This is a genomic window from Butyrivibrio sp. YAB3001, from assembly GCF_900112195.1.
GTDB lineage: Bacteria > Bacillota > Clostridia > Lachnospirales > Lachnospiraceae > Butyrivibrio.
This window is the reverse complement of record NZ_FOKR01000020.1, coordinates 19,832-39,053: the sequence shown is the minus strand read 5'-3', so window position 1 is coordinate 39,053 and position 19,222 is coordinate 19,832. Positions and strand designations below refer to the sequence as shown.

Sequence of the window (19,222 nt, the reverse complement as noted above, 5' to 3'; positions counted from 1 at the left end):
ATTGTGTTAAAACTTCTAGGTTTGTTATTCAAGGTTCCCCATTACCCCCTTTTGTGATAATGAACATTAATTAAACTCAACAACACCAATATATGGAAGATTACGATATCTCTGATCATAGTCAAGTCCGTATCCAACAACGAACTCATCAGGAATCTCAAATCCTGTATAATCGACCTTAACATCAGTAACTCGTCTCTCAGGCTTATCAAGAAGTGTGCAGAGCTTGATGCTGGATGGTCCTCTGTCTCCCAACATCTTAATAAGATAAGAAAGTGTTCTTCCTGAGTCTACGATATCCTCAACAATAAGAACGTCTCTGTCCTTAAGAGGTTCATCCAAGTCCTTAACAATTTTTACAACTCCGCTTGATTTAGTAGAACTACCGTAGCTTGATGCTGACATAAAGTCCATAGTTACAGGTACTGTGATACGCTTTGCAAGTTCACACATAAAGAAAACTCCACCCTTTAAAACACATACAAGGTGAACTGATTTTCCCTGATAATCCCTGCTTATGATGTCACCAAGCTCCTGTATTCTCTTATCTACCTCTTCCTCTGTAAGCAATACTCTAACTGATTCAGCCATTTATAATACCTCCATGATCTATTTGTATTTCCAAAATCCTCTCAGTACGATCACTTATCTTATAAGCGCCGCTCATTCTCACTCCCGGCACCCACAAAACATTGTTGCCATCTGCTAAAAGAATAATGTTCTCTCTCTCTTGCCTGGGAACTTTTTCATCCGTTAACAGCTTACCTATTTTTTTCTTAAAAAGAGCTGTCTTATTTTCAATCAAAATGTAGTCTTCCGGCTCTTTTTTCCTAAAAATAGCCCTTTGTATTCTATCATAATCAAACCATTTAGTATACGCAGAGGTTGGAAATAGTTTCCCACCATTATATTTCAATATACGAATGTGTGCTACACCCAATTTAGGGATATCAATATCAACTTCATCCCCAATGCCCATTAAATTCGGTATTTCAACACTCTTATTCTTATCTTGTAAAATTTTTGTGTCCTTGTTCTTTATAAAAAGTTTATTATAGCTTCTTATTGCAACAAGCCCATAGGGTAAATCTGCAGTCGCTGTTCCATTGTTATCTTCTGTAAGTGACAGGATGAAATCCACGTGTGCAGATGTGATATCCTTTCTATGCGGTGTCAGTTTTTCTAAAATAAGCAATATTACTTCTTCTCTTATTATGTTGTCAAACCCTCTTAAAACACAAAGGTCAGCTTCTGCCTGCCCATCTCTTATCCTTGCAGAACTTTCATAGGCTTTTTCCGCCTGCTTTCTTATATATTCATCTGCCCTTGAAAAATTTGTTGCCACCCTGAACAAATGCTCAGTTGTTTTTGTATTTATATCCTTCTCCATGACCGGAATAATAACATTTCGAATAATATTTCTGGTATGGATATTATCATCATTTGTGGCATCATGACAAAATGACTGATTTTTTTCACTTAAATACTGTTCTATTTCACTTCTGCTGACACATAAAAGAGGTCGTATAACGTTATCTCTTTTTGGTCTTATCGCACCTGCGCCGTGAAGTCCGCTTCCTCTGATAAGATTCATCAAAAGTGTTTCTGCAACGTCGTTCTGGTGATGTGCAATGGCAATAAGTGACGCTCCTGTCTTTTTTGAAACTTCTTCAAATGCCTGATATCTGACCTTTCTTCCAGCCTCTTCCTCAGTCATTTTCCACTCTTTTGAAAGTCTCGGAACATCTATCTTTTTGACAATGCATTCTATACCACGTTCCTTACAAAAAGACTCTGCAAAATCCGAATCATTACCGGCTTCTTTGCGAATCATATGGTTGATGTGAACTGCAATTATTTTGATATCCAGTATTTTTCTAAGTTCATAGAGGCAAAATAGAAGCGCTGTCGAATCAGCTCCCCCTGAAAATCCAACTATCACAGAATTTCCAGGTTCTATCATTTCATTATCTTTGATAAATTTAAGTACTTTATTTTCAAAACTATTCATCATAATTAAGACAAGCGCAGACCTATACGACTCAACGTACTATAGCCTGCGCTTATATATTGTTCCTAACTAATTGTTCTCATTTTTAAATATAATCTCACCCGGATAAACAAGTCCCAGTTTGTCTCTTGCTGTATCTTCTATGTACTTACGCGTCTGTGTATACTTCTCAAACTCAGCGATTTCCTCACTGCGCTGCTTCTCCTGTTCTATCTGTGAGACAAGAGCAGCTTCTCTAGCCTGATAATCATCTGCCTTCTTCATGAGTCCTATGCTTTTAATGGACACTGCCGTTACTAAAATAAGTACAACAATACATGCCCAAACCATTCCCGCCGTATTTTGGAAGCGACGCCTCTTATAGCGTGCTTTACCTGCCATCTTTTTAACCTCTAAGAAAATATGAAAAAACCCTAATTTAATAATAATACAGCAAAGATAATGGTGTCAAACACATACATTAAATATATTTATATAATGAGCTTACATCTTCCTTGTGAATCGTTTCCTGTACATCAAGAACTTCCACGCTTACATCCTTGTTGCCAAATCCGATCGTAATCTTATCCCCAACCTTTACTTCAGCAGATGCCTTTGCAGGGCGCCCGTTTATCTGCACTCTTCCGGCATCGCAAGCCTCATTGGCAACTGTACGCCTTTTGATCAATCTTGTTACTTTTAAATACTTATCTAATCTCATACTCTACTCCCTGTTTATTAACAGGGAAATCATTATGATTTCCCTGAATTTCATTTCTAATTTTATTTCTCAATTAGTGCTCGCACGCTTTTAAGTTCATTCCATTAACCAATTTGCGCATTTCCTTCTGAACATTGACTTATTTTAATCAGTTTTCTGCTCGGAATTAGATTCCTCTCCACTCTCAAGCGCAGCTTCTTCCGGCGCTTTTATTGGCTCAGCTTCAGTGCTCTTCTTGTTAGCATTATCATCTTTATTTTCTTCTGAGTCCTTTTGGGAATCTTCTGCATCATCTTTTTCAGAGTTAGCAGTTTTGGCGCTGTCATCCTTTGATGAATCATCGCCTTTTTCCTTATCATCTTTCTTCTTGCTATCACCAGAATCATCTTTTTTCGAAGTATCAGATGTGCCTGCCTCTTCACCTGTATTTTCCTTGGAAGAAGGATCTGATGCATCACTTGTTGAAGCTTCTTTGGAAGTATCATCTGTTGTTGCTTCCTTGGACTTATCTTCTGTACTTGCCTCAGCCGAAGTATCTGCTTCAGAAGGCGCATCATTTCCACTTATATCCATCTCAGGCTCTTCTTCTTTTTTGATAGATTCTTCTTCGCCTTTAACTTTTACAAGCTGCGGGAACTGATAATTAAGATCTACTTCATTATAATCAATATTGATTCTGTAGCTCTTTGTCTCATATCCGTCTTTTTTAAGGATAATCTCATGATTTCCGGAAATCTTAACTACGCTTGTAGGAATCATTCCGATATAGCTTCCGTCAAAATAAAGCTCAGCTTCGTATGGCTCATCAAAATAAATCCTATAGCCTTCTATTACTTCATACTGAGACCTTACTTTCTCAGTCTTTTCTTCTGTTGAATTTTGTGAGGATGCGCTGTTCGCGCTCACAGGCTGAACAATTACAGTGCTGCTTGTTGTACTTGCCTCAGCAGGAACTGATTCCTCGGAAGAAGCACTTGTTGAAGTCTCAGATTCATCTTTTTTCTCCTCTTCTTCCTCCGCTTCTTTTTCCAGTTCAATGCTTATCACAGACTTAGGTGTTCCAACCTTTAAATATTTAGTCTGTGTCTTGTACCCATCTGCTATTATCTTAAGGTTGTGATATCCGTACTGCACGCTTTCAGGAACTCCTGTCAGCACCTTTGTTCCATCGACAAAAACTTCTGCTGTATCCGGCACTATTTCAAAAGTCACAAGTCCTTCCTTTGGTTTTGCAATAGTGACATGGCTTGTATCCACAACAGTTTCCTGATTACGGCTTATATTTACTTCTTCCTGATAATTTGCACCATTTCCTAAAATCTGCAGAGTATAATCGCCTTCCGGCGCACTAAGCAGCATATTCGTAGATATCTTGTGAATAACTTCATTATCAAGTTCTATCCACGCCCCAACAAGGCTCTGATTATCTACAATATCAGAGGAAAGGCTTACATATCCGTGACCGCTTTGTACAACAACACTATAGATTTCTTTTCCCAGACCACTTGCTCTAATGCTGTCTGTAGAAAGCACATCCTCTGCAAGCGCAATATCCCCATCAGCCATAACAAGAGTTCTTGGGTCAATCTTATAAACTTCCCCATTGATCACTGCTGTCCCATCATTCCTTACAAGGTCATGCTTTCTTGTGTTTTCCACAACCCATGCCTCTTTAGACACATTAAGAGTTGTGAGATGCTTTGAACTTTTAAGGAAAGTCACATCAACTATTTCCCCGGCTTCAAGAAGTCTTGGAGAAAGCACATTGCCGTAGATATCATACATCATACTGGTATTATCATAGTTAAGTGTATAATTCTTTCCGGTAGAATGATTCCTTAGCCTTATTTCTTTTCTTTCGACATCTATTTCTCTTATTGCCGCTGTATCCGCAGAATCATACTTACCTACCAGCGAAATTGTTATCTGGTCACTCGAACTTGCAAAAGAACTAAACGTAGACGCACCAACAAGTACACCCACGATACCAAGCGCAAAAACTGCCTTAAACAATCTGTTTGCTCTCTTCAATTTTGCCCCCTTACTGATCCCTCATGAAAAAACTTAGGCGCTCCGGCTCTAGCAAATACTCTTTTGTGTTGTGTTCTGGATTTTCAAGTACATCCATAAGCATGGCATTTAATATTGTTCCGATCATCTTACCCGGTGCAATCCCTCTTTCAATCAGGTCCTTACCACCAACAGCAAGATCTTTTAATGATACACAATCTTTATTCTTAAGAATCTCCTCGTAACAAGCTCTGGCTTCCTCTACAAGCTTTAATTTCTCTTCTCTCTTATAATCACTCTGGGCCAAAGTATCAGCTATTCTGATTTCCATTAGCATTGATAATTCTTCAACGCCAACCCTGTTCATTGCTTTCCTGATATTTTTAATCGTTGGAGGAAATCTATAGTCATGATACTGAACAAGTTTAGCTACAAGGTCCATCGTGTAACGGTCAAACTTAAGCCTTTTAAGGATTTTTGTGGCCATTTCTACGCCTTTGATATCGTGTCCGTGAAAATGGCTTACTCCTTTTTCGTCTACTGTCATTGTAACAGGTTTTGCGATATCATGCAGCAGCATGGTAAGTCTCAAAACCCTGTCAGCACGGATATATTCTAGTGTTTTGATTATATGTTCACCCACAGTAAATGCGTGATGCTTGTTATTCTGCTCTGTCTCCATGCAGGCATCAAATTCCGGAAGTATTACTTTTGTAATCCCAAGCTCATATGCATCTCTTATTTTTTCCGGGTGGTCTGATAAAAGAAGTTTGACAAGCTCCACCTGAATTCTCTCTGCGCTTATCTTTTCAAGATTTGGCGCAAGTTCTTTTATTGCATCCCTTGTCTTTTCTTCAATAACATATCCAAGCTGAGCAGAAAAGCGTATTGCTCTCATAATCCTAAGGGCATCCTCAGAAAATCGTTCTGTCGGATCTCCGACGCATTTTATCAGCCCTTTGCCGATATCTTCAATACCTCCAAATCTGTCTATCAGGCCCTCTTCCTCGTTGTACGCCATGGCATTTATTGTAAAATCCCTGCGTTTCATGTCCTCAGTCAGATTCTTGGTAAATGTTACTTCGCTTGGATGACGGCTGTCCTCATACTTGCCATCGATCCTGTAGGTTGTTATTTCATATCCCTCTTTTCCAAACATAACAGTTACAGTCCCATGCTCAAGGCCTGTATCAATTGTCCTTCTAAAGAGCTTTTTTACTTCCTGCGGCATTGCATTGGTAGTGATATCCCAATCCCCCGGTACCCTTCCAAGAATTGCATCACGTACACATCCGCCTACTATGTAAGCCTCATATCCGGCTTCATGCATTGTATCCAATATTTTTTTTACATTTTCTGGCAAATTAATCTTCATAACACAATAATAGCCCAAAGATTGCATATTGTGAAGAATTTACTGGGCATTTTCTTTGAATAGACGTATACTAATTATATGTAATAAAGAGGATTTAAGTATGAAATATCAGAAAGCAAGGAAGATTTCTTTTCTTATTTTTTTGATTGGAATAATCTTTTTATTCGTGATTATTGCCTTAAACAACAATGAAAATATACAAAAAAATCCTTCTTCTGTCTCTCTGTTCAATGATGGCTGGACAGTAAATGTAAAAGGCAGGATTATTGAGTGTGCTGATATTGCAGAAGCTGACACTGGTATCATAAATGATCACGAATCAATTATTATTACCAAAACACTTAATGATGCAGGTTTTGATAATCCCTGTATAACTCTCTATACTATACAGGCAATCGTCAATGCTTATATTGATGATGAATTAGTTTATACATTTGGACAAACCTATTATGACCAAAGAGCAAGCGTCCCAAAGAAATATCACTGGTTTTCTCTGGGGGATGATTACACGGGCAAAACTCTACGCATAGAGATAACCGGTACCCGTCGTGACTGCTTTTCCGGTCTTTCGCAGATGTATATCGGTACAATTGATGACCTCATCACCAATGCCATTCGTAATCTCTCAATACAACTTGTCACAGGACTTTTTCTTTTTACTTTAGGAATTATCCTGATAATTCTATCTCCCTATATGTTTTTATTCCATAACAAAGACCTTAGGATCCTTTTTAGTGGGTTAGTTTCCCTCATGCTTGCTGTCTTTATCCTTGGCTTTAATGGCATCTTTGATCTTCTCGTTGGAAAGAGTTTTCTTAACACTGTCATGGAATATGTCGCCCTTTATAACCTTCCTACCTTTATCGTGGGTTATCTTATGTCAACCTATACTGGTCGGGCAAAAAAAATTTTTACAATCATGTTTTATATTGATTTCTTTTTATTCGCAAGCTCATATATAATGCATTTTACTCATATTGCCCGCTTTTCAAATATAACTATTGTCCTTCAGTTGTTTGCAGGAGCTGAGTTTATATTTACCTGTTATGTCATCTACAAGAGCTATGCCTCAAGAAAAAAAGACCATTTCCAAAATATTTACACAGCAGAGGATATATTTGTATTCGGTCTTATATTATTCATGGTATTTTGTTTCCTCGATATCATAAATTTTAATATCCTTAAATATGGCCATGGTCCTGGAGAAATAAGCGCTACACTCCATGGATTTACTATCGGCGCCCTGATCTTTGTCATCTGTCTGATGGTAAGCTATCTCTTTTACAATATTTTCAGCTCAGATTATGATTCAATGCAAAGCCATATCATGGACCTTGCCTATACCGATGCTTTAACAGGTCTTTCCAACAGAGCTCGCTGTGAACAACTCATGGAAATGCTTTCTGAAAACCATGGTTCCTATGCAATAATAAGTCTTGACCTTAACAGGCTCAAATATGTCAATGATACCCTTGGTCATCATGAAGGCGACAGGCTCCTTACCGGATTTGCCACTATTTTGTCTGATTGTTTCTGGGATGCGAATCTCATAGGAAGAATGGGCGGAGACGAATTTGTTGTAATTATGATAGAAGACAGGACATTGAATCTTACCAAACGTATTCATGAACTGTATACCCTTATCAATGACTGGAATAATAAAGAGCATATGTTTAAATACAGCGCATCCTATGGCTACGCCTACAGTTATGAAGTTCCAAACGGTTCTGCAAAAGAAGTTTATATGCTTGCGGATAACAGAATGTATGAGATGAAAAAAGAACACCACGAAAATGTCAGAGAGGAGGTAATGGTAAATGCGTAAATACCTTCCATTTCTTTCCCTTTCGCTGGCAATAATTGCCATGGTTGTAATTTTTCTTCATAATCTTTACCACTTTACTCCTGCTAATCATATTACAAGATTGTCAAAGGACTGGTCTGTTACTTTCAGAAATGAACAATATGTTAATACAAATCTTGAGAAATTAAGTAATCAGGTAGGCTCAACCTTTTCAAAAGGTGATAATATCACCCTTCTTTATACTAAGCCTTTAAATTTCTCGGATTACCAGTTTCCTTACCTTATGTTCAAAACACAGTTTTGCTCTTATGAAATATATCTTGACGATAAAATGATTGTTTCAAATCATACCGAAGATCTTTTTAATTATAATTTCGTGGGAAAAGGCTTTAATTATGTTGCTCTTCCAAAGGATAATTCAGGTGCAAGTCTTTTGATCAAACTTTTTGTAACAGAGAATAATACCAGAGCTGATATTTTCAGTCCAATGGTAGGCGATCTGCCTGATCTTGTCAGAGAAATCTTCCATACTGCCATGTATCCGGCATTTACAGGTGTATTTCTTGTTATCTTTGGCTTCGTATTTCTTGTCATTTCTTTGTTGTTTTACTTAAGGACTTCCGGCGTGGCAAACCAGGTAATCTGTTCTCTTATAAGCATTGCCGTCGGCATCTGGATGATAACTGCCTATGACCTTACCGATTTTGCCCTGCTTCCATCTTTTTCTACGACTATAGAATATGGAGCTCTCTACATGGTTGTTCCGCTTATGTACATTCTTATCTACAATCTTCATAAGCGCTACAACAATATAGTCATTACATTTTTAGGCTACACAAACATGCTCTTTAGTCTGCTTTTTATTCTTTTGCACCTTTTAAACATAGTTCATATCAATCAGTTTCAAAAGCCTTACTTTTTAATGTCACTTATTGGTCTGTGTCTGCTTGTTATCTATGTCTTCATGGATATTAATATAAAGACCACCAGTTCATCAACAAAGATATTAATGCTTGGCCTTACTGTGCTTGCCTTCTCACTGGCTTTCTATGCAATTGTAGCCATAAACCAGAAATATGTTGATTACAGACAAAACCTGCTCTTATATTTCATTATTCCATCGGGAAGTCTGTTCTTTGTAGTAACCCAAATGCTTAATTATTTCATTTTTATGACCCGTTCTTTTGCCCAGAAAAAAGAATATGCATCCCTTACACAGATTGCTTACAACGATAATCTCACCGGAATTCCCAACAGAGTTTGCTGTGACAAAGCTCTCGTCAAGCTTGATGAAGGCAATTTCGATTTCTGCATTTTAAGTCTTGACTTAAACGGGCTAAAATATGTTAATGATAATTCCGGACATCCTGCCGGCGACCGTCTCTTAAAATCCTTTGCAGAAAGTCTCACTTCTGCTGTAGGCGATTTCGGTGAATGTTTCCGAGTTGGTGGTGATGAGTTTGTAGTTCTTTTTAATGAGATAAAAAAAGAAGATCTACAGTCAATTCTGTCAAAACTTGGAAGTAAGCTTGAAGCACTGGATAAGAGCGATCCCGAAATAATTCACAGCGTCTCCTACGGATTTGCTTTTCGCTCGGAAGCCTCTCCCAAGGACGCCCATACTGTTTATATGCTGGCAGATAAAAGGATGTATGAATACAAGCGCACTTATTATAGCCATTTGATGCGGCATTGATTTATACGAATATGTTTTTACATAATGTCATAAACCCGCATTTTCTTCAATTTTCATGCAACAATACATCGATAATTAAAAAATAAAAAGACTCATTATTTTATCCCTTATCTGAAAGGGCAAAGTAACGAGTCTTTTTTTATGCATCAATGGTTATCTAATTCTTTTTTCTCATAAAATACGTATCTAGCACGCATTTTTTATCTGACTTTCAACCTGATTATTAATATGCTCTTCCCCAGTAAACCATCTTCTTAGCAGGTTCTCCGCATATTACGCACTTCTCTGAAAGATTATCCTGCTCAAATGGGATACAACGGCTTGTTACATTGAATTCTTCCTTGATCTTATCTTCGCACTCACGGCATCCACACCACATTGCCTTTACGAATCCCTTTGTCTCCTTAAAGGCTTCTGCAAACTCCTCTTTGTTGTGAGCTTCAAATGTATGTGCCTCAAGATGCTTCTTTGCTCTGTCAAACATATCCTTCTGGATCTGATCCAGAAGTTCACCTACTTTAACAGATACTTCTGAGATAGCACATTCAATCTTTTCTCTTGTATCTCTTCTTACAAGTACACATTTGCCTGCTTCAAGATCCTTAGGTCCGATCTCAACACGTACAGGGATTCCTCTCATTTCCTGCTCAGCAAACTTAAATCCTGGTGTTCTGTCTGTATCATCTGTCTTTACTCTGTAAGCAGAAAGGCTCTTTGCAATATCGTAAGCTGCATCAAGAACGCCTTCCTTCTTCTGCTGGATAGGAATGACTACAACCTGGATAGGAGCAATCTTAGGAGGTACTACAAGTCCTGAATTATCACCATGAACCATGATCATAGCACCGATTGTACGTGTTGTAAGTCCCCATGAAGTCTGGCATACATAGTGAAGCTGGTTATCTTTTCCTGCGTACTGGATTCCGAAAGCCTTAGCAAAACCATCACCAAAGTTATGGCTTGTAGCACTCTGAAGAGCACGTCCGTCATGCATAAGCGCCTCAACTGTATAAGTTGCTTCTGCACCTGCAAACTTTTCTTTATCAGTCTTCTGTCCCTTGATTACAGGAATAGCCATGTCATTTTCAAGGAAATCAGCATATACGTTAAGCATCTGCTGTGTACGTGCCTCTGCTTCTTCCATTGTGGCATGAGCAGTATGGCCTTCCTGCCACAAGAACTCACGGCTTCTAAGGAATGGTCTTGTCTCTTTTTCCCAACGAACTACGCTGCACCACTGATTAAGAACCTGTGGAAGATCTTTATAAGAATGGATCTCTCCCTTGTAATAATCACAGAAAAGAGTTTCTGATGTTGGACGAACACAGTATCTCTCTGTAAGTGGTTCAAGTCCTCCATGTGTTACCCATGCTACTTCAGGCGCAAAACCTTCAACGTGATCCTTCTCCTTCTGAAGAAGTGACTCAGGAATGAACATAGGAAGATATGCGTTCTGAACTCCTGTCTCTTTAAATCTTGCATCGAGATGTTTCTGAATAAGCTCCCAGATTGCATATCCTGCAGGTTTGATTACCATACAGCCCTTGATATTAGAATAGCTTACAAGGTCAGCCTTAATGCACACATCTGTGTACCACTGTGTGAAATCCTCATCCATAGATGTGATTTCTGCAACAAGTTTCTTGTTATCAGCCATGATTTTCTCCTTTTCTTTTTTAATATGGCAAATGAATTTGTATGTAAGCATCCATAGCGGAGCGTTTTTATTTCATAGGAATGCGGAGCAATTTCTATGAAATAAAACAAACGACCTTCAATCCCATAACAGGGACCGAAGGTCGTCGGCGGTACCACCCTATTTAAATTCGCAATAACATTTCAAGCGAATTTCTCTCAATTTACCCCTTAACGCGGGAAACGCTGTATTTACACAATCCTTATTTAAATCTTCATTACTCACTTTTAAAGAATTGCTTTCATGCAGGACTCCAAGGCAGGTTCACTGTTTAGTCGTAAGAGCCTCGCACCATCAGCTCTCTCTCTGAAACGCATTCACAATTACTATTCCTCTTCAACGTCTATGAATTTATTAAATGATTGTATTAGCATTAACTATTATTGTCAAGATTTTCATTTCTGTGCACATCATATATATCATTCAATTGTTACTGTTCACTCGCTTGCAGCTCGCTCCAGTAACGAATTCGCGCATTCATTCCAATTCGACTTCGTCGAAGGAATGCGCTCACTCCTGATTCACTTTCTCACGAAATGCGCATTTCTGTCTGAACAGTAACATTCAATTCTAATGTATTATAGATTGTTTCGCATAATGCGTTCTCATAATTCTTCGTAACAATCAGAAATCATTCTTACATAGCTGTCAATAGCATCAGTATAAGTCTAACAATCAGCGCTACAATCCATGCAATAACGCACTGCCACAGCACAACTCCCACAGCCCATTTTCTTCCAAGTTCTCTTTTGATTGATGCCACTGCAGCCACACATGGTGTATATAAAAGGCTAAATGTTAACATTGTTGCAGCTCCGATTGTGCTAAGCGCGCTTTCAACCTGTCCTTCAAAAAGAATTTCCATTGTTGCTACAACACTTTCTTTTGCAATAAATCCACTGATGAGGGATGTGCAGATTCTCCAGTCGCCGAGGCCAAGCGGTTTGAAGATCGGCACTAATAAGCCTGCAATCATCGCCATAATACTGCTATGTGAATCGCTTACAAAGTTAAACAACAGATCAAATTTACTCAAAAACCATACAACAATTGTTGCAATAAATATGATTGAAAAAGCTTTCTGCAAAAAGTCTTTAGACTTTTCCCACATAAGCTGCATGACACTTCTCGGACTTGGCAGTCGGTAGCTTGGAAGTTCCATAACAAATGGAACCGCTTCCCCCTTAAATACAGTCTTTTTTGACAAAAGAGCCATCAGTATGCCTATGATGATTCCAAACACATATAGCGCTGTGATTATAATTCCGCCTTTTCCCGGGAAAAACGCACTTACAAAAAAGGCGTAAATAGGAAGCTTCGCCGAACAGCTCATAAACGGTGTAAGTATAATTGTCATTTTCCTGTCTCTGTCACTTGGAAGCGTCCTTGTTGCCATAACTGCCGGAACAGTACATCCAAAGCCAATAAGAAGCGGAACCATACTTCGCCCGGAAAGTCCTATTTTTCTAAGGAGCTTATCCATGACAAATGCTACTCTTGCAATATATCCGCTATCTTCCATGAGAGATAGGAAAAAGAACAATGTCACGATTATGGGCATGAAGCTAAGTACACTGCCCACACCTTCGAAAATACCGTCAATAACCAGCCCTCTGAGAACTTCATTTACATTGGTCGCATCAAATATCGCGTCCACTTTTTCTTTTCCAAAGTCAATTATTGTTTCAAGAATCCCTTGGAAAAACGGACCAATAAGATTAAAAGTCAGGTAAAAGACAAGTCCCATGATCAGGATAAATACCGGTATTGCAGTGTATTTTCCTGTGAGAACTTTGTCTATCTGATTGCTTCTTGCCTGTTCCTTGCTTTCTTTTGGTTTCTTAACACATCTTTTGCAGACTTTCTTGATATAAGAAAAACGCATGTCAGCTATCGCTGCGCTTCTATCGAGGCCTCTTTCTTTTTCCATTTGAGATACGATGTGTTCAAGTGCATCCTTCTCATTTTCATCAAGTCTGAGCTTATCAATTATCAGCATATCGCCTTCGATTGCTTTGCTCGCAGCAAATCTAAGAGGTATACCTGCTTTTTCTGCGTGATCTTCGATCATATGCATTACTGCATGCAGACACTGGTGCACAGCGCCGCCATTATCATCCTTCGAACAAAAATCCTGCTCAATCGGCTTTTCCTGATACTTGGCAATATGCACCGCATGAGATATAAGCTCATCTACACCTTCATTCTTTGCAGCAGCTATTGGAACAACAGGCGTTCCAAGCATTTCTTCCATTGCATTGATATCAACTGCGCCGTCATTTCCTGTAAGCTCATCCATCATGTTGAGCGCAACAACGGTCGGTACATCCATCTCCAGAAGCTGCATTGTAAGGTAAAGATTTCTCTCTATGTTTGTTACGTCAACAATGTTTATGATAGCCTTTGGCTTTTCCTGAAGTACATGATTTCGTGAAACTATCTCTTCACTTGTATACGGGGACATCGAATATATACCCGGAAGATCTGTCACAAGGGTATTTTTAACTCCCCTTATCTCACCATCTTTTCGGTCGACTGTAACACCCGGAAAATTACCAACATGCTGCTTTGAACCGGTCAACTGGTTAAAAAGAGTTGTTTTTCCACTGTTCTGATTTCCAACCAGCGCAAAAGTAAGTGTTGTCCCTTCAGGAAGTGGATTCTCATGATCCTTGTTGTGATAAATACCATCTTCTCCAAGACCGGGATGCTTTGTCTTAAAATCACCCGATGTTTCCGTATTTTCATCCATATCCATGGCCGCATCAACTGAATTCTTATCACTCTTTGAAGCATTTAAATTCTCAGCTCCGATTTTTTTATTTGCTGAAGGCTCATATTCCTCTACTTCAATCTGAGCTGCTTCAGCAAGCCTTAAAGTCAGCTTGTAGCCATGTATAACTATTTCCATGGGGTCTCCCATAGGTGCAAGCTTTTCAACCTTGACCTTTACCCCCGGGATTACACCCATATCCAAAAAATGTTGGCGAAGAGCTCCTTCTCCGCCAACTTTTATTATTCTGGCACTCTTGCCTGTTTTTATGTCTTTTAAAGTCACAATATTACTCCTTAATGAAAATAATTCTCACTTAAAGATATGGTAAACCTTTTTGCTAATGTTAGCAACAGCTAAGTCGTTTTTAGACCGATACATCAAATCCACCTGTAACTGTTGGTGCAACCTGATTTCCGCCTGCTGCTGCGCCAGGCATTGATATTATAGGAGTTATTTTATGTGCAGATGAGGAACTTACAGGTGATGGTGAAGAAACAGGCCCTGTTGGCATTGCACCTCCTGCAGCCTTACTCTTTTCATGCTCCATAATACCTTTTAAATAATCCTTATCCGCCTCAGCAATTTCCTTCATTTCCTTGGTGCGGTGCTTAATCTTTAGCATTTTAAGGTCATCATCAGACATGTTTGGATCAGGAGCATACAGCGATTCTGACAGTTCTGTTAAATCCATTTCTTCAAGCATTTCTGACATTTCATCAGATAATTCTTCTACATACTGTGACATAGATTCCTGAGCCTGTGCTATAGCTGCTTCTCTGTCAGATGAAAGCTCCTTCATAAGTTCCTGCATTTCAAGCTTCATCTCATACTGATATTCTTCCATCATCTGAGCTATTTCATCATTTATCTCTTCAAGTTCAGAATCAGCCATCTGATCCGAATACTCTCCTGCAAGCTCGTCTAACTCAGCATCTTCTAAGTCCTTTAAACTTTCATCTTCAGGCTTTTCTTCTCTTTCTTTTTCAAGCTCTTCCAGCGCTCCTGAAAGGCCTTTCCCATGCCTTTCTACCATCTCTTCCTGCTCAAGATGCACAACTTTTTTCTTTGCCACCTTTTCCATAGACTTTGCATGGTCAATAGCAAGCTGCAATTCCTCTTCATCATATTCGCCGCTTCCTTTAAGCCTCTTAAGCCTTTGGATTTCCCGCTTTGCTGCCTGAACAGCTTTCCTTGCGCTCACAGAATTCTTACTTCTGATTATCTGAGAAGAAATCTTTTTAAAGCTATACTGAACTCTCTTTTTTTCAAGAGCTACCTCTTTTGCCTTCGTTCTTGATGCGTGAAGCTGATCCGCATAGCTGATATTTTGATCAACTACACTTTTCTGCCTGGCTGCCACTCTATTTTCATACTCAAGCTTTCTTAAAGCCCCGCTCTCATCATGTGATTCACTTTTTTCCGCCGATTTTTGCAGAATACTGCCTTGAGAATATCTTCGAGAATTAATTCCTGATTTTTGACTGTAATTATTAAGAATACCTATGGACATACGCATCCTCCTTGACGCTTATCATCACTTTATAAAAATGATGATCTATGCACATTTCAAATCCATTTTACAAGGTTTCTCATTTTGTATATCGGTAGCATCAATTACAATCTTTACACCATAAAAATAAAAAACCCTAAGGCAGACTTTATTTTGATTCTTAAACCTTCCTTAGGGATTTTATACATTTCATGATTTATTACAACAACTATAAAATTACCAGATCAATTAGCATTTATCGTATCCATGAGTTTCTTTATACGTGTATATTATTATTTATGACCATCGATAACTTAATACAATGTGCAGATTTATATTTAGCAAGCGCATAGTCGCATTAATTTATAACAGCTACACTAGCCTTGATGTATCTTTATCATTGTACTTGGATAATACAACAGTTCCTTTCGCTAAAGACTCCTTCACATCAATCACTCTCTGATTTTCAGACCCTCTGAATCTTAACATAAGATTCTTTTTATCAAGCACAAACTCTCCATCCACAAGAACATCTATCATCCCAAGAATCGCGTCAGTATCTTCGCCATGACATCTCGTATTTGCAGGATCTGTCAGCTCCTCCCATAAATATCCTGAATAAATCCAGATAGTCGCTCTTGGCACATCCTTCTTTATTCTTTCAATCAAAGGCCTTATCTCCTTCTGATTGACAATCTCCATCGGTTCCCCGCCAAGAATTGTTAGACCTGCTATATATTCCGGTTTTAAAGACTCAATTATCTCATCCTCAACCTCTTTCGTATAAGGAACTCCATAATTAAAGTCCCATGTCATTTCATTAAAGCACCCCTTACAATGATGCGTACATCCTGATACAAACAAAGCCGTCCTGCACCCAACACCATTTGCCACATCATTATAATAAATCTGCCCGTAATTCATGCTTTACACCCCGTTTATTTATAAACATCCTAACCGCTTATTGCCTATTCTATCACAGATAATATCGCTCTTACAGCATATCTATGATATCTGCGCTGTCATGTCAGCCATATCTTGGTAATCAATTTTGAAATGTGCAGACGAACAGTCATCAGACCGGTGGGCTGCTTAGAAATGTGCAGTTCTCGGACGAGCAAGATGATTTACAAAATGAAAAATCGAAGGAAGGTCGACTGTTTTGAACAGCGCTGAAAGGAGACCTTCCTTCGATTTTGAATTTTAGTAAATCACTGCGCAGACGAACACAAACATTTCAAAGCTGCCCACCGGTCTGATGACGTCCTAGAAACAACAATCGTCACACAGGGACCCATCTCAGATCTTAGGATTGCTCATGTGAAGCACACGCTCCTTGATTTCCTGTGTGCGGCCCTGATTCCAGAACTGTGTTCCGATGTAACCACATGTACGTCTTGCCACATTCATCTTGCTCTGGTCGCGGTTTCCACAGTTAGGACACTCCCAGATAAGCTTTCCATCCGTATCCGTAACAATCTTAATCTCTCCATCATATCCGCAGCACTGGCAGAAATCTGACTTCGTATTAAGCTCTGCATACATAATATTCTCGTAAATATACTTCATAACAGATATTACAGCTTCAATATTGCTGTTCATATCCGGAACTTCAACATAGCTGATAGCTCCTCCAGGTGAAAGAGCCTGGAACTCAGATTCAAATTTAAGCTTTGTAAATGCATCAATCTGCTCTGTTACATGTACATGATAACTATTTGTAATGTAGTTCTTATCTGTTACCTCAGGAATGATTCCAAATCTCTTCTGGAGGCACTTAGCAAACTTATAAGTTGTTGATTCAAGTGGTGTTCCATAAAGTGAAAATGCAATATTTGTCTCAGCTCTCCACTTAGCGCACTTATCATTAAGGAACTGCATTACCTTAAGAGCAAATTCTTTTCCCTTCTTATCTGTGTGGGAAACACCCTTCATATACTTGGTACACTCGCAAAGACCAGCATATCCAAGTGAAATAGTTGAATAATTTCCAAACAATAACGGATCAATTACTTCCCCCTTCTGAAGTCTTGCAAGAGCTCCGTTCTGCCAAAGGATTGGTGCCACATCAGAAGGTGTACCTAAAAGTCTGTTGTGACGGCACATAAGAGCTCTCTTACAAAGTTCTGTTCTTGCTTCAAGGATTTCCCAGAACTTCTCCTCGCTCTTATATGAAGAGCATGCAACATCAACAAGATTGATTGTTACTACGCCCTGATTGAAACGACCATAATACTTGTGATCTCCCTCATTGAAATTCTGAGCATGAGATTTATTTCCCTTGTTGCAAAGACCTTCTGCATTTTCCTCGCTGTCAGGAGTAAGGAAAGATCTGCATCCCATGCAAGGATATACATCACCCTTCTTGAGTTCCTTCATCTTCTTGGCAGAAATATAGTCAGGAACAAGTCTCTTTGCAGTACATTTAGCAGCAAGCTCTGTCAGATACCAGTACTTGGAATCCTCATGGATATTATCCTCATCAAGTACATAAATAAGCTTAGGGAATGCAGGTGTTATAAGCTGGCCTTTTTCATTCTTAACGCCAAGGATACGCTGTTTAAGCATTTCCTCTATAACCATGGCGAGGTCTTCTCTCTGCTGTCCTTCAGGAACTTCATCAAGATACATAAAAACAGTGATAAATGGAGCCTGACCGTTTGTAGTCATAAGAGTGATGACCTGATACTGAATAACCTGGCATCCTCTCTCGATTTCTTTTCTCACACGCATCTCTGCGATATCATCTACCTGCTTCTTATTTACTTTAACGCCGGCTGTTTCAAACTCAAGCGCTACTTCCTTGCGGAACTTCTGTCTGCTCACATCTACAAATGGAACAAGATGTGAAAGAGTGATGCTCTGTCCGCCGTACTGTGAACTTGCTATCTGTGCAATTGCCTGTGTAGCAATGTTGCAGGCAGTTGAAAAGCTCTTTGGTCTCTCAATCATTGTCTCAGAAATGACAGTTCCATTCTGTAGCATATCTTCAAGGTTTACAAGACAGCAGTTGTGCATATGCTGTGCAAAGTAATCTGAATCATGGAAATGGATAAGTCCTTCTTCATGTGCCTTAACCACATCCTCAGGTAAAAGAAATCTCTTAGTAATATCCTTGGAGACTTCTCCTGCCATATAATCTCTCTGAACACTGTTGACAGTGGGGTTTTTATTGGAATTCTCCTGTTTAACCTCTTCGTTGCTGCATTCAATAAGAGACATGATCTGCTCATCAGTTGTATTGGATTTTCTGATGAGTGCATGTTTGTAGCGGTATGTAATATACTTTCTTGCTACATCAAATTTCCCCAGCTTCATAAGGCCATCCTCTACCATATCCTGGATTTCCTCAACGCTGGCTGCTCTTGTAAGTGTCGCGCACTGTTTTTCTACACTTGTGGCAATGTCACTGATCTGACCTGCTGTCAGCCTTCTCTCCTCAGTAACCTCGTTATTTGCGCGCTCTACCGCAGATGAAATTTTACTAACATCGAAAGCAACCTCTTTGCCGCTTCTCTTAATGATTTTCATAGTAACCCCTTTCTAAGAATATATAAAAAACTTATAGTTTTTTGCCCGCTCAAATATTTATTTAATAATTGTGAATATCAAGCAATGAATATATTTATTGAAAACTGATCCTGTCAGTTTTTCGTAAGCTGAAA

General features: G+C 39.0%; 13 protein-coding genes and 1 other annotated feature. Of the genes, 2 read left to right on the top strand and 11 right to left on the bottom strand.

What is annotated here, in order from left to right:
• Positions 1-66: 66 nt before the first annotated feature.
• From hpt to BM086_RS16800, 6 genes are all read right to left on the bottom strand, one after another.
• Positions 67-591, bottom strand: coding sequence for a hypoxanthine phosphoribosyltransferase (gene hpt / locus BM086_RS16825; protein WP_092329854.1), 525 nt, complete (start codon positions 589-591; stop codon positions 67-69).
• Positions 584-1,963: a tRNA lysidine(34) synthetase TilS gene (gene tilS, locus BM086_RS16820; RefSeq protein WP_175560342.1), complete on the bottom strand. Its 1,380-nt coding sequence runs from the start codon at positions 1,961-1,963 to the stop codon at positions 584-586. The genes hpt and tilS overlap by 8 nt, the downstream gene beginning before the upstream one ends.
• Before the next feature lie 117 nt (positions 1,964-2,080).
• Entirely contained in the window at positions 2,081-2,392 is a 312-nt protein-coding gene (locus BM086_RS16815; protein WP_092329850.1) for an FtsB family cell division protein, read from the bottom strand.
• Between the two features lie 79 nt (positions 2,393-2,471).
• Positions 2,472-2,711, bottom strand: coding sequence for an RNA-binding S4 domain-containing protein (locus BM086_RS16810; protein WP_092329848.1), 240 nt, complete (start codon positions 2,709-2,711; stop codon positions 2,472-2,474).
• 144 nt (positions 2,712-2,855) lie between these two features.
• Positions 2,856-4,742, bottom strand: coding sequence for a PEGA domain-containing protein (locus BM086_RS16805; RefSeq protein WP_092329846.1), 1,887 nt, complete (start codon positions 4,740-4,742; stop codon positions 2,856-2,858).
• A gap of 10 nt (positions 4,743-4,752) precedes the next feature.
• Complete coding sequence (locus tag BM086_RS16800) at positions 4,753-6,096, bottom strand: CCA tRNA nucleotidyltransferase (protein ID WP_092329844.1); 1,344 nt, start codon at positions 6,094-6,096, stop codon at positions 4,753-4,755.
• A 100-nt stretch (positions 6,097-6,196) separates the two neighbouring features.
• Here BM086_RS16800 and BM086_RS16795 point away from each other — a divergent pair, with 100 nt between their 5' ends.
• On the top strand, positions 6,197-7,921 hold the full coding sequence (locus BM086_RS16795; RefSeq protein ID WP_092329842.1) for a GGDEF domain-containing protein: 1,725 nt from the start codon (positions 6,197-6,199) through the stop codon (positions 7,919-7,921).
• Positions 7,914-9,596: a GGDEF domain-containing protein gene (locus BM086_RS16790; RefSeq protein ID WP_092329840.1), complete on the top strand. Its 1,683-nt coding sequence runs from the start codon at positions 7,914-7,916 to the stop codon at positions 9,594-9,596. Before BM086_RS16795 ends, BM086_RS16790 begins: the two co-directional genes overlap by 8 nt.
• Positions 9,597-9,819: 223 nt before the next feature.
• On the opposite strand, the gene proS is transcribed toward BM086_RS16790, so the two are convergent.
• The 5 genes from proS to nrdD all read right to left on the bottom strand — a co-directional run bounded on the left by proS (position 9,820) and on the right by nrdD (position 19,088).
• Complete coding sequence (gene proS, locus BM086_RS16785) at positions 9,820-11,253, bottom strand: proline--tRNA ligase (protein WP_092329838.1); 1,434 nt, start codon at positions 11,251-11,253, stop codon at positions 9,820-9,822.
• Positions 11,254-11,380: 127 nt separating this feature from the next.
• Positions 11,381-11,641, bottom strand: a binding site (T-box leader).
• Positions 11,642-11,929: 288 nt separating this feature from the next.
• A complete protein-coding gene (gene feoB / locus BM086_RS16780; RefSeq protein ID WP_092329834.1) occupies positions 11,930-14,350 on the bottom strand; it encodes a ferrous iron transport protein B in 2,421 nt (806 codons plus the stop codon).
• 82 nt (positions 14,351-14,432) lie between these two features.
• Positions 14,433-15,578, bottom strand: coding sequence for a hypothetical protein (locus BM086_RS16775; protein ID WP_092329831.1), 1,146 nt, complete (start codon positions 15,576-15,578; stop codon positions 14,433-14,435).
• Between the two features lie 351 nt (positions 15,579-15,929).
• Positions 15,930-16,481 carry an anaerobic ribonucleoside-triphosphate reductase activating protein gene (nrdG, locus tag BM086_RS16770; protein ID WP_092329830.1) on the bottom strand — a complete coding sequence of 184 codons (552 nt, stop codon included), beginning with the start codon at positions 16,479-16,481 and terminating at the stop codon, positions 15,930-15,932.
• 375 nt (positions 16,482-16,856) lie between these two features.
• Positions 16,857-19,088 carry an anaerobic ribonucleoside-triphosphate reductase gene (nrdD, locus tag BM086_RS16765; protein ID WP_092329829.1) on the bottom strand — a complete coding sequence of 744 codons (2,232 nt, stop codon included), beginning with the start codon at positions 19,086-19,088 and terminating at the stop codon, positions 16,857-16,859.
• Between the last annotated feature and the right edge of the window lie 134 nt (positions 19,089-19,222).

Bases quoted from the DNA above. Each gene is read 5' to 3' on its own strand.
- proS (WP_092329838.1), bottom strand. From the start codon at position 11,253: ATGGCTGATAACAAGAAACTTGTTGCAGAAATCACATCTATGGATGAG.
- tilS (WP_175560342.1), bottom strand. From the start codon at position 1,963: ATGATAGAACCTGGAAATTCTGTGATAGTTGGATTTTCAGGGGGAGCT.
- nrdD (WP_092329829.1), bottom strand. From the start codon at position 19,088: ATGAAAATCATTAAGAGAAGCGGCAAAGAGGTTGCTTTCGATGTTAGT.
- hpt (WP_092329854.1), bottom strand. From the start codon at position 591: ATGGCTGAATCAGTTAGAGTATTGCTTACAGAGGAAGAGGTAGATAAG.
- BM086_RS16815 (WP_092329850.1), bottom strand. From the start codon at position 2,392: ATGGCAGGTAAAGCACGCTATAAGAGGCGTCGCTTCCAAAATACGGCG.
- BM086_RS16775 (WP_092329831.1), bottom strand. From the start codon at position 15,578: ATGTCCATAGGTATTCTTAATAATTACAGTCAAAAATCAGGAATTAAT.
- BM086_RS16800 (WP_092329844.1), bottom strand. From the start codon at position 6,096: ATGAAGATTAATTTGCCAGAAAATGTAAAAAAAATATTGGATACAATG.
- BM086_RS16810 (WP_092329848.1), bottom strand. From the start codon at position 2,711: ATGAGATTAGATAAGTATTTAAAAGTAACAAGATTGATCAAAAGGCGT.
- BM086_RS16790 (WP_092329840.1), top strand. From the start codon at position 7,914: ATGCGTAAATACCTTCCATTTCTTTCCCTTTCGCTGGCAATAATTGCC.
- BM086_RS16795 (WP_092329842.1), top strand. From the start codon at position 6,197: ATGAAATATCAGAAAGCAAGGAAGATTTCTTTTCTTATTTTTTTGATT.
- nrdG (WP_092329830.1), bottom strand. From the start codon at position 16,481: ATGAATTACGGGCAGATTTATTATAATGATGTGGCAAATGGTGTTGGG.